Origin of the sequence: Cellulomonas rhizosphaerae, assembly GCF_003470205.1 — a bacterium.
Classification (GTDB): Bacteria; Actinomycetota; Actinomycetes; order Actinomycetales; family Cellulomonadaceae; genus Cellulomonas; species Cellulomonas rhizosphaerae.
Genome location: NZ_QWKP01000114.1, coordinates 1 through 10,813 on the forward strand (window position 1 = coordinate 1; position 10,813 = coordinate 10,813).

At 74.6% G+C, this 10,813-nt stretch carries 12 protein-coding genes; 2 read left to right on the forward strand and 10 right to left on the reverse strand.

Going from position 1 to position 10,813, the window contains the following annotated elements; genetic code table 11:
• Nucleotides 1–128: 128 nt before the first annotated feature.
• The 4 genes from tsaE to D1825_RS02840 are packed head-to-tail and all read right to left on the reverse strand — an operon-like array spanning nucleotide 129 to nucleotide 3,940.
• A complete protein-coding gene (gene tsaE / locus D1825_RS02825) occupies nucleotides 129–665 on the reverse strand; it encodes a tRNA (adenosine(37)-N6)-threonylcarbamoyltransferase complex ATPase subunit type 1 TsaE (protein ID WP_118765966.1) in 537 nt (178 codons plus the stop codon).
• Nucleotides 662–1,837, reverse strand: coding sequence for an alanine racemase (gene alr / locus D1825_RS02830; protein WP_118765967.1), 1,176 nt, complete (start codon nucleotides 1,835–1,837; stop codon nucleotides 662–664). The genes tsaE and alr overlap by 4 nt, the downstream gene beginning before the upstream one ends.
• 13 nt (nucleotides 1,838–1,850) lie before the next feature.
• Nucleotides 1,851–2,462 (reverse strand): nucleoside/nucleotide kinase family protein, encoded by a 612-nt coding sequence (locus D1825_RS02835; protein ID WP_118765968.1) that lies wholly within the window; start codon nucleotides 2,460–2,462, stop codon nucleotides 1,851–1,853.
• On the reverse strand, nucleotides 2,459–3,940 hold the full coding sequence (locus D1825_RS02840) for an NAD(P)H-hydrate epimerase (protein WP_233549584.1): 1,482 nt from the start codon (nucleotides 3,938–3,940) through the stop codon (nucleotides 2,459–2,461). Before D1825_RS02840 ends, D1825_RS02835 begins: the two co-directional genes overlap by 4 nt.
• A 52-nt stretch (nucleotides 3,941–3,992) precedes the next feature.
• On the opposite strand from D1825_RS02840, the gene D1825_RS02845 reads away from it, so the two are divergent.
• Entirely contained in the window at nucleotides 3,993–4,979 is a 987-nt protein-coding gene (locus tag D1825_RS02845) for an LLM class F420-dependent oxidoreductase (protein ID WP_118765970.1), read from the forward strand.
• Between the two features lie 11 nt (nucleotides 4,980–4,990).
• Here the strand turns inward: D1825_RS02845 and D1825_RS02850 are convergent, their stop codons facing one another.
• Genes D1825_RS02850 through glmS form a run of 3 tightly spaced genes read right to left on the reverse strand, consistent with a single transcriptional unit; the run spans nucleotide 4,991 to nucleotide 7,526 of the window.
• On the reverse strand, nucleotides 4,991–5,344 hold the full coding sequence (locus tag D1825_RS02850) for a holo-ACP synthase (RefSeq protein ID WP_118765971.1): 354 nt from the start codon (nucleotides 5,342–5,344) through the stop codon (nucleotides 4,991–4,993).
• On the reverse strand, nucleotides 5,341–5,670 hold the full coding sequence (locus tag D1825_RS02855; protein WP_118765972.1) for a MazG-like family protein: 330 nt from the start codon (nucleotides 5,668–5,670) through the stop codon (nucleotides 5,341–5,343). The genes D1825_RS02850 and D1825_RS02855 overlap by 4 nt, the downstream gene beginning before the upstream one ends.
• Nucleotides 5,670–7,526: a glutamine--fructose-6-phosphate transaminase (isomerizing) gene (gene glmS, locus D1825_RS02860; protein WP_118765973.1), complete on the reverse strand. Its 1,857-nt coding sequence runs from the start codon at nucleotides 7,524–7,526 to the stop codon at nucleotides 5,670–5,672. Before glmS ends, D1825_RS02855 begins: the two co-directional genes overlap by 1 nt.
• A gap of 88 nt (nucleotides 7,527–7,614) precedes the next feature.
• Between glmS and coaA the strand changes: the two genes are divergently transcribed.
• Entirely contained in the window at nucleotides 7,615–8,565 is a 951-nt protein-coding gene (coaA, locus tag D1825_RS02865) for a type I pantothenate kinase (protein ID WP_118765974.1), read from the forward strand.
• Between the two features lie 2 nt (nucleotides 8,566–8,567).
• On the opposite strand, the gene D1825_RS02870 is transcribed toward coaA, so the two are convergent.
• The 3 genes from D1825_RS02870 to D1825_RS02880 form a co-directional block, all read right to left on the reverse strand.
• Nucleotides 8,568–9,173 carry a hypothetical protein gene (locus D1825_RS02870; RefSeq protein ID WP_138067382.1) on the reverse strand — a complete coding sequence of 202 codons (606 nt, stop codon included), beginning with the start codon at nucleotides 9,171–9,173 and terminating at the stop codon, nucleotides 8,568–8,570.
• Nucleotides 9,174–9,308: 135 nt separating this feature from the next.
• Nucleotides 9,309–10,025, reverse strand: coding sequence for a DedA family protein (locus D1825_RS02875; protein ID WP_118765976.1), 717 nt, complete (start codon nucleotides 10,023–10,025; stop codon nucleotides 9,309–9,311).
• 70 nt (nucleotides 10,026–10,095) lie between these two features.
• A complete protein-coding gene (locus tag D1825_RS02880; RefSeq protein ID WP_118765977.1) occupies nucleotides 10,096–10,758 on the reverse strand; it encodes a peptide deformylase in 663 nt (220 codons plus the stop codon).
• Nucleotides 10,759–10,813: the final 55 nt, after the last annotated feature.

The window sequence follows — 10,813 nt, forward strand, 5'->3', positions numbered from 1 at the left end:
TGGGCGCGAGCAGCTCGGCATGGTGCCGCTGCTGGCTGTCGGAGCGGGCGGCGAGCACCTCGCCGGTGTCGGAGGTCAGCGCGACGGCGACGGCGCCGGAGGTGTCGAGAGCGAGGACGGGCACGGGATCAGCCTGCCACGTCGGCGGCGGTCGCCCCGGGCAGGGTGACGCCGGCCCAGCGCTCTCCGATGCCGCGCACGGTCGCGACCCGCTCCCCCGCGCCGCCGTCGCCGTCGGCCTCGTCGACCACACCGCCGCGCGGCCGCTGCAGGGCGACCTCGAGCCGGTCCTCGGCCAGGCCCTCGACCCAACCCGCACCCCACTCGACGACGGTCACCGACTCGTCCAGCCCGGCGTCCAGGTCCAGCGCGTCGACCTCGTCGAGCGAGCCCAGCCGGTAGGCGTCGACGTGCACGAGGGCCGGTCCGCGCGTGCCGTCCTCGCGGGCCAACGGCGGGTGCTCGCGCGCGATGACGAAGGTCGGCGACGCCACCTGGCCCCGCACGTTGAGGCCGGCGCCGAGGCCCTGCGTCAGGGTGGTCTTGCCCGCGCCGAGGTCACCGGTCAGGACCAGCAGGTCGCCGGCGCGCACGAGCGCCGCGAGCGCGCGGCCGTAGGCGCGCGTCGCCTCGGCGTCGGGAAGGCGGACGACGACCTCGTTCACTGCTGCTCCTCGCTGTCGGCCTGGGTGTCGATGTGGACGCGCGGCACGCGCGGTCCGATCCGCGTGACGATCTCGTAGGAGATCGTGCCCGCGGCGCGGGCCCAGTCCTGCGCGGTGGGGCCGCCGTCGGCACCCGTGCCGAACAGGACGACGCGGTCGCCCGCCTGCTCCGTGGCTCCCGGTCCGAGGTCCACGACGACCTGGTCCATGCACACGCGACCGGCCACGCCCAGCCACCTGCCGCCGACGAACAACGGGCCGCCGGGAGCGGACTGCGTGCCCGACGCGTGCCGCGGGACCCCGTCGGCGTACCCGAGCGGGACGACCCCGAGCACGGTGTCCCGCTCGGTGACGTACTGGTGCGCGTAGGACATCCCCGCCCCGGCCGGCCATGCCTTGACGTTGACCAGCGGTGCCTCGAGCGCCATCGCGGGCACGAGGCCGAAGTCGTCAGGCCCGCCGAGCTGCGGGACCGGCGAGAGCCCGTACACCGCGATCCCGGGCCGCACGAGGTCGTAGTGGATCGACGGATTCGTCAGCGTCGCGGCGGAGTTGGCCAGGTGCCGCACCTCGAGCCGCGCGCCGGCGTCCTCGGCGAGCTGGACGGCGGCGGCGAAGGCGACCTCCTGGTCACGCACGACGGCGTGGCCGGGCTCGTCGGCGAACGCCAGGTGCGACCACACGCCGACGAGGCGGACCGCGCCCTCGGCCTCGGCGCGGAGCGCGTCCGGCAGCAGGGCCGCGTAGTCGGTGGCGTTGAGCCCGTTGCGGCCGAGGCCCGTGTCGACCTTGAGGTGGATCCGCGCCGTGCGACCGGCGGCGCGCGCGGCGGCCACGACCTCGCCGAGTGCCCAGGGCGTGGCCACCGACAGGTCGACGTCGGCCTCGATCGCCTCGCGCAGGGGCGCGCCGGGCGCGTACAGCCAGGTCAGGATGCGGGGCCCGACGATGCCCGCCGCCCGCAGCGCGAGCGCCTCGGGGACCTGCGCCGCGCCGAGCCAGGCTGCGCCGCCGGCCACCGCGGCGGTGGCCGCAGGCACGAGGCCGTGCCCGTAGGCGTCGGCCTTGACGACGGCCATGACCTGCGCGGTGGGCGCATGGGCCGCGAGGCTGCGGACGTTGCTCCGGATGGCGGCCAGGTCGACGACGGCGCGCGCGGGGTACGAGCTCACGGGTGTCAGTCTCTCAGGTGGTCCGCACGACGAGGTCCGCGCGCCCGGCCGTGCCCGCGACGAGCTCAGCGTTGCGCTCGTCGGGCCCGTGCGACCACGCGTGCGCCGCGTCGGCGCTCTTGCCGAAGGTCACGTGCCGCGCGACGAGCCGTTCGCGGCGGACGTCGTCGTCCGGCGCCACGAACCACGCCTCGTCGAGCAGCTCCGCGACCGGCCCGAAGCCGAACGACTCGAGCAGCAGGTAGTTCCCCTCGACCACGACGAGCGGCACCCCGGGCGGCACCGCGATCGCGCCCGCCACGGGGTTGCGCAGGTCGCGGCGGTACTCGGGCGCGTAGACCGTCCCGGTGCCGGCCCGCAGGCGGCGCAGCAGCGCGACGAACCCGTCGGCGTCGAACGTGTCCGGCGCGCCCTTGCGGTCCGCGCGACCGATGCGCTCGAGCTCGGACTGCGCGAGGTGGAAACCGTCCATCGGCACCACCACGGCCCGCTCCCCCAGCGCGGCGGCGACGGCCGCGGACAGCGTCGACTTCCCGGCGCCGGGCGAGCCCGCGATGCCGAGCAGCCGACGGCCGGCGTCCGCGAGGGCGCGCGCCCTGCCCTCGAGCACAGGGTCGAGCGTCACGCGTCCGCCAGCAGTGCCGCGATCGTCTCGGGCAGCGCGACGGCGACGGCCCGGGCCGCGACCGGTCCGCCGGGGTTGGCGCGGTGCGCCGCCCGGCCGTGCACGAGCGCGGCCGCCGCCGCGAGCGCCGCGGCCAGCGAGGGGTCCTCGTGGATGTCGTCGGCCCGACCCGCCAGGAGCGCACCCAGCAGACCCGCCAGCACGTCTCCCGCACCCGCGGTCGCGAGCCACGAGGGCGCCTCGGCCTGGCTGTACACCGCACTCTGGGCGCCGACGACGAGCGTCACCGGGCCCTTGAGCAGCACGGTCGCGCCCGTGAGCTCGTGCGCGCGGCGGGCCCAGCGCAGCGGCTCGGCCTCGACCCCGGCGCGGTCGACGTGCTCGCCGCGGGTGGTCAGCAGCCGCGCGAGCTCGCCCGCGTGCGGCGTGAGCACCACGTGCGGGCCGACGTGCGCGGGCAGCAGCTCGAGCGCGCCCGCGTCGCACACCGCGGCCTCGCCCCGTTCGCGCACGCCCTCGAACGCGTGCTCGATGCGGCGGCGCTGCGACGCGTCGTCGGGCGAGACTCCCGGCCCGAACACCCACGCCTGCACCCGCCCCACGCCGATGACCACCTCGGGCCGCCGCGCGACGACCAGGTCGCCCACGTCGCCGAGGTAGCGGACCATGCCGACCCCGGCCAGCACGGCTGCGGTCGTCGAGAGCACCGCGGCCCCCGGGTAGCGCCGGGCCCCCGCGACCACGCCCAGCACGCCGCGCGTGTACTTGTGCGCGTCGGCCGGCGGCACGGGCCACAGCCCCGCGACGTCGGCGTCGTCGAGCCGGGCGATCGCGGGAGCACCCGCGAGGTCGAGCCCGAGGTCGACGACCGAGAGCTGTCCGACCGTGGCGGACGCGGGAGGCAGCAGCAGACCGGGCTTGGCGGCACCGAACGTCACGGTCCGGTCGGCCGCGAGGACCGGCCCGGGCAGCGCACCGTCGTCGACGCCGATCCCGGAGGGGGTGTCCACGGCCACGACGAGCCCGCGCACGCCGACCGACAGTCGTTCGACGAGGTCTGCCGCCACGCCGCGCAGCCCGCCCGTGGCGCCGATGCCGAGGAGCCCGTCCAGGACGACGTCCGCGTCGGCGGCCCACGCGGCACCCTCGTCGGCCGCGACCAGCCGACCGCCCGCGGCCCGCAGCGCCGCGGCTCCGGCCCCGTGCACACGCTCGTCGACCGTCAACGCCCGGACTGCCGCACCGCGGCGCGCGAGGTGCGCGCCCGCGAACAGCGCGTCGCCCCCGTTGTTGCCCGGCCCGACGAGGATCGCGACGTGCGCGCCGCCCACGCGTCCGAGCCGCTCGCGCAGCAGGGCCGCGACCTGGGTGGCGAGGGCGAACGCCGCGCGGTCCATGAGCGGGACGCCCGCCGCGAGCAACGGCTCCTCGGCAGCCCGGACCTGCGACGACGTCCATGACAGCAGCACGGGTCCCATCCTGACGCGTCCACCCGCGCAGGGCCAGGCGGTGGCGGGTAGCGTGCGAGTCATGCGCTTCGGATTGTTCGTCCCCCAGGGCTGGCGGCAGGACCTCACGGGCATCGAGCCCCGCGACCACTGGGCGGTGATGAGCGGCCTCGCGAAGCATGCCGACGACGGCGACGTGTGGGAGTCGATCTGGGTCTACGACCACTTCCACTCCGTGCCCGCGCCGAACGGCCAGGCGGTGCACGAGGCGTGGAGCCTCATCAACGCGTTCGCTGCGTCCACCAGCCGCGTGCGCCTGGGCCAGATGTGCACGTGCATGGCCTACCGGAACCCCGCCTACCTGGCGAAGGTCGCGGCGACGGCCGACGTGATCTCGGGCGGTCGCGTCGAGATGGGCATCGGCGCGGGCTGGTACGAGCACGAGTGGCGCGCGTACGGCTACGGCTTCCCGACGGCGGGCGAGCGGATTGCGATGCTCGATGAGGGCGTGCAGATCTTCAAGCAGCTCTGGACGAACGGCGTCGCGACGCTGGACGGGAAGCACTACCAGGTGGACGGCGCCCAGCTCGCGCCCCTCCCCCTGCAGGTGGACGGGCCTCCGCTGTGGATCGCGGGCGGCGGCGAGCGCAAGACGCTGCGCATCGCGGCCGAGCACGCGCAGTACACCAACTTCGACGGCACGCCCGAGACGTTCGCGCACAAGTCCGCGGTGCTGCGCGGGCACTGCGACGCGATCGGGCGCGACTTCGCCGAGATCACCCGCTCGGCCAACTTCAACGTGGTGATCGGCGAGACCCAGGCGGACGTCGACGACCGCATCGCGTGGATCGAGGAGCACTACTCCCTCACGCTCCCCGAGCGTGCACCCGGCATCGCGGAGGACTTCCGCAAGGGGCCGCTGGTCGGCACGCCCGAGCAGATCGTCGAGAAGCTGACCGAGCTGCGCAGCCTGGGGCTGGCCTATGCGATCACGTACTTCGCCGACGCGGCCTACGACCGCCGGAGCATCGAGCTGTTCGAGTCCGCGGTGGTCCCGGAGCTGCGCTGAGCCAGCTCAGGTCAGTCGCGTTCCGCGACGACCATCGCCGACGCGATGCCCGCGTCGTGCGAGATCGACAGGTGGAAGCGCGTCACGCCCAGCTCGGCGGCCCGCGCGGCGACCGTGCCGGTCACCTCGACGACCGGCTGCGCACCGGCCACGCGCTGCACGGTCGCGTCCTGCCAGCTCATGCCCGGGGGCGCGCCGAGCGCCTTGGCGATGGCCTCCTTGGCGGCGAACCGCGCGGCCAGCGACGTCTCGGGCATCTCCCGCTCGGCGGGAGTGAACAGCCGGTCGCGCAGGGAGGGGACGCGGCGCAGGGTCGCGACGAACCGTGCGACGTCGACCACGTCGATGCCGACGCCGACGATCACGCGCGGTCCGCGTCGGTGACCAGGTTCCGGTAGCGGAACCACTTGCCCTCGAGCGCGGCCTCGAGGTCCACGCCGAACCGCTCGGCGAGCAGGAGCACGTGCGCCAGGACGTCCGCGAGCTCGTCGCGCACGGCGTCGTTGTTCTCCTGGGCGGTCCGCCCCCGGTCGCGCGAGCGCCCCGAGCGGGTGAGGAACGCCTGCGTCAGCTCGCCGACCTCCTCGTTCAGCTTGAGCACGAGCCAGTCGTCGGTGCGGTCCACGTCGAACAGCCGGCCGTACGCGCGCGAGATGGTCTCGAGCTCGGCCTGCGCCGCCGCGATCTCCACTACTCGACCGTGACGGACTTGGCGAGGTTGCGCGGCTGGTCCACGTCGAGGCCCTTGGCGGTGGCCAGCTCGCACGCGAACACCTGCAGCGGCACGACGGTCAGCAGCGGCGCGAGCAGCGTGGGCGACTGCGGCACGTAGAACACCTCGTCGGCGTACGGCCGCACGGCCTCGTCGCCGTCCTCGGCGATGACGATCGTGCGCGCGCCGCGGGCCCGGATCTCCTGGATGTTGGAGACGACCTTCGAGTGCAGCGAGTCGCGGCCGCGCGGCGACGGGACGACGACGAACACCGGCTGCCCGGGCTCGATGAGCGCGATCGGGCCGTGCTTGAGCTCGCCCGCCGCGAACCCCTCGGCGTGGATGTACGCGAGCTCCTTGAGCTTGAGCGCGCCCTCCATCGCGACCGGGAACCCGACGTGCCGACCGAGGAACAGCACCGACTGCGTGTCCGCCATCCACCGGGCGATCTCGCGCACGCGGCCCGCGCGGTCGAGCACCTGCTGGATCTTGTCCGGCATCGCGCGCAGCTCGTCGAGGATCTCGGTGACCTCGTCGGCGTACTTGTTGCCGCGCAGCTGGGCCAGGTACAGGCCGAGCAGGTACGCCGCGGTGATCTGCGCGAGGAACGCCTTGGTCGAGGCGACCGCGATCTCCGGGCCGGCGTGCGTGTAGAGCACCGCGTCGGACTCGCGGGGGATCGTCGAGCCGTGGGTGTTGACGATCGCGAGCACCTTGGCGCCCTGCTCGCGCGCGTGCCGCACGGCCATGAGCGTGTCCATGGTCTCGCCGGACTGCGAGACGGCCACGACGAGCGTGCGCTCGTTGACCACCGGGTCGCGGTAGCGGAACTCGTGCGCGAGCTCGACCTCGACCGGGATGCGGCACCAGTGCTCGATCGCGTACTTGGCGACGTGGCCCGCGTAGGCGGCCGTGCCGCACGCGATCACCACGATCTTGTCCACGGCCCGCAGGACGGCCTCGTCGATCCGCACCTCGTCGAGCACCAGGCGCCCGCGTGCGTCGGTCCGGCCGAGCAGGGTGTCCGCGACGGCGTGCGGCTGGTCGTGGATCTCCTTGTCCATGAACGAGCGGAAGCCGCCCTTCTCGGCAGCCTCCGCGTCCCAGTCCACGGTGTAGCGGCGTGCCTCGGCGGGCGTGCCGTCGAAGTTCGTCACGGCGACCGCACCGGGCGTGATGGTGACGATCTGGTCCTGGCCGAGCTCGAGGGCCTCGCGCGTGTGGGCGATGAACGCGGACACGTCGGAGCCGAGGAAGTTCTCGCCCTCGCCGAGCCCCACGACGAGCGGGGAGTCGTGCCGGGCGCCCACGACCGTGCCGGGGTCGTCCGCGTGGACGGCCAGCAGCGTGAACGTGCCGTGCAGCGTCCGGACCACGGTCGCCATCGCGGTCGTCAGGTCGCCCGTCTGCTCGTAGGCGCGGGCGATGAGCTGCGCGGCGACCTCGGTGTCGGTCTCGGACGTGAACGTCACGCCCTGTGCCTCGAGCTCGGCCTTGAGGGCCGCGAAGTTCTCGACGATGCCGTTGTGGATCACGGCGAGGCGTCCCGCGACGTGCGGGTGCGCGTTGGTGTCCGTGGGGCCGCCGTGGGTCGCCCACCGGGTGTGGCCGATGGCGGCGGTCGCGGGGTCGAGCGGGTTCGCGTCGAGCTCCTCGACGAGGTTGGCGAGCTTGCCGGCCTTCTTGGCGGTCTCCAGACCCGTGCCGGGCCCGACGAGCGCGACCCCGGCGGAGTCGTAGCCGCGGTACTCCAGGCGGCGCAGGCCCTCCATCACGACGTCCAGGGGACGGGTGCTGGCCTGCTGGCTTCCGACGTAGCCGACGATTCCACACATGCCCGCGAGTCTATCGGGGGGTGTGCGTCGTACCCGGGGCCGGGGCCGTGATCAGCCGCACACGCACGCGTCGGGCACAATCGTGCGCGTGCCTGCGTCGCTCACCCCGTCCACCCCGTACGTGGACCTCGACCGCGAGGCGTGGACGCGCCTGTCGGCCTCCACGCCGCTGCCGCTGACCGACGCGGACGTCGACCGCCTCGCCGGGCTCGGCGACCCGATCGACCTCGCCGAGGTGGACGCGATCTACCGGCCGATCTCGCGCCTGCTCGACCTCTACGTCGAGGCGACCCGCGGCCTGCACCAGGCGTCGAGCACGTTCCTGCGCGAGGACATCGTGGCGACCCCGTTCGTCATCGGCGTCGCGGGCTCGGTCGCGGTCGGCAAGTCGACCACCGCGCGCCTGCTGCGCGAGCTGCTCGCGCGCTGGCCCGCGACCCCGCGCGTCCAGCTCGTGACCACCGACGGCTTCCTCTACCCGAACGCCGAGCTCGAGCGGCGCGGGCTCATGGAGCGCAAGGGGTTCCCGGAGTCCTACGACCGGCGCGCGCTGCTGCGGTTCGTCTCGAAGATCAAGGCCGGCCGTCCCGAGGTCCGCGCGCCCGTGTACGACCACCTCACCTACGACATCGTGCCGGGCCGGGAGATCGTCGTGCAGCGCCCCGACGTGCTCGTCGTCGAGGGCCTCAACGTGCTGCAGCCAGCCCGCCCGACGGCCGAGGGCACGTCCAACCTCGCGGTCAGCGACTTCTTCGACTTCTCGATCTACGTCGATGCCCGCACCCCCGACGTGCGGCAGTGGTACGTCGACCGGTTCCTCAGCCTGCGCAGCACCGCGTTCGCCGACCCGGAGTCCTACTTCCACCGGTTCGCGGCGCTGTCCGACGACGAGGCCGTGGCGCGCGCCGAGCACCTCTGGGACACCATCAACGCCCCGAACCTCGAGCAGAACATCCTGCCGACGCGCAGCCGCGCGGACCTGGTGCTGACCAAGGGCCGCGACCACTCGGTCGAGCGCGTGCGGCTCCGCAAGATCTGACGTCAGGGGCTGGGTGCCGGCGCGGGCTCCAGCAGGCCCACCGGGTAGGTGGTCGAGTCCGTGACCTCGAGCGCGTCCAGCGCCGCGGTGACCTCCGTGCGGGGTCCGCCCGCGCACGTCTCGTCCGGCACCCACACGCGCACGGCCCGGCCGAGCGCGTCGACGAGCCACAGGTCGAGGCGCGCGGAGGCGCTGGGCGCGCAGTCCTGCGACGAGGCCGACGCGGAGCCGAGGGCCAGCGCGGCCTCGAGGGCGGCGGTGTCGCCGTCGAGCCGGCGCGCGCGCACCGAGCTCCACGTGCCCGCGGTGTCGACGAGTGTGCCGCCCGGCGTGCACTCGACGGCACTGACCGCGACGAACGTGCTCGGCACCCGGCCCGGGTCGGGGGCGTCGACGTGCGGTACGGCGGAGGACGGGACCGTGGCCGCGGTGCCGGGAGCCGGCGTGAGGTCGAGCGCGGCGAGCACCTGCGGCGCCATGCAGTCAGCCGCCTCGGCGACGCGTGCCACCGGAACCGTCGGAGCCGCGTCCGGGGAGCCCGACGAGCAGCCCGCGAGCAGGACCGTCACGCACAGGGCGGTCAGGGCCGTCACGAGTCGTCGTCCCATGACTGCCCCCTTCCCCTGCGCGCGACGAGGCCTCCCCTGCCGGGGTTCGCCACGTGGTGGAGGGGCGGCAGCGCAGCAGCCCCACCCCGAGGGTATGAGCCCGAACGGGTGAACGCGCGCGCCGAGACCGGATCGTTAGGCCGAGGGGGCCGATCGTGAGCGACCCGTGACCGGACGCGGCTCGTCGTCGTCCCCCGCGGCCGCCTCTGCGGGTCGGGCGGCGCCCTCCTGTGGGACCTCGTGCCTGCCCTCGCCGTGCCGCCCGTGCCACCGGCGCAGCACCCAGTCGACGAGGAACCCGAGGATGACGCCACCCACCACGCCCACGCCCACGGCGATCACCGGGTGCCCCTGCAGGAACGCGCCCGACGCGATCCCGATCGCCGCCGAGTAGGCCGCCCACATCACGGCGGCCACGGCCGTCAGCACGACGAACCGGCGCCGCGGGTAGCCCAGCGCGCCCGCGCTCATGTTCACCGCGACCCGGCCCACCGGGATGTACCGCGCGGCGATGATGAACGACGCCCCGCGCCGGTCGAGCGCATGCTCGGCCCAGTCGAGCGACGCCTGCCCGCGCTTCGAGCGCAGCAGGCGCAGGTTGCGCACGTGCACCCTGGTGCCGATCTGGTACGCGATCTGGTCACCGGTGAAGGCGCCGAGGGCGGCCACGACGAGCAGGATCGCGAGGTTCGGCTCGCCCGACGAGGCCGACATCGCGGCCAGGGCGATGACCAGCGACTCGCTCGGTAGCGGAGGAAAGAACCCGTCGATCGTCGCGAACGTGTACATGACGACGAAGACCCAGGGGGACCCTGCGAGGGCCAGTGCCCAGTCCTCCAGCCCCACCGTCATCCACCCCCCGAGATCGTCGTGCCTTCACGGTAAGCGCTGGCGGCGGGCCGCTCCTACGGCCGGGGCGGCGTCAGTCTGCGCCGAGAGCGAAGCCGAGCGCCTCGGCGGCCCCGTCCGGACGCGGCTCGCTCGCCCAGCGCATGCCGATCTCGTCCGCGGCGGCGAGCGAGCGCAGCTCGGCGCGGTCGAGGTAGAGCGTGCCGCCCAGGTGGTCGGTCTCGTGCTGGACGATCCGTGCGGACCACCCGGTCACGACCTCGTCGAGCGGCGTACCGGTCTCGTCGGCCCCGGTGAGGCGCACCGCACGCCAGCGGGCGACGACGGCCTGGTAGGCGGGCACGCTCAGGCAGCCCTCGTAGAACGCGGCACGGTCGTCGCCCTCGGGCGCGTAGGCCGGGTTGACGAGCACGCGGTAGGGCAGCGGCGCGCGCTCACGCACGGCCGCGACGTGCTCGGAGGTCACGCCCGGGTCCTCGAGCACGGCGATCGCGAGCGGCAGCCCGATCTGCGGCGCGGCGAGCCCGACGCCCGGTGCGGCCCGCATGGTGCGGTGCATGAGCGCGAGGAGCCCGTCGAGCTCCTCCCCCTCGAGCTGCCCGTCGAACGGCACGGCCACGCCGCGCAGCGCGGGGTGCCCGGCGCGGACGATCGGCGCCGGACCGGCACCCGCGGCGTCCAGCAGCCGCAGCGCGTGCTCGCGGAGCGCGGCGTCGCGCTCGGTCGCTCGGCTCACCGGGCGGTCACAGCGCGAGGCGGTCGCGGACGACGTCCGCGAGGTCGTGCGCGAC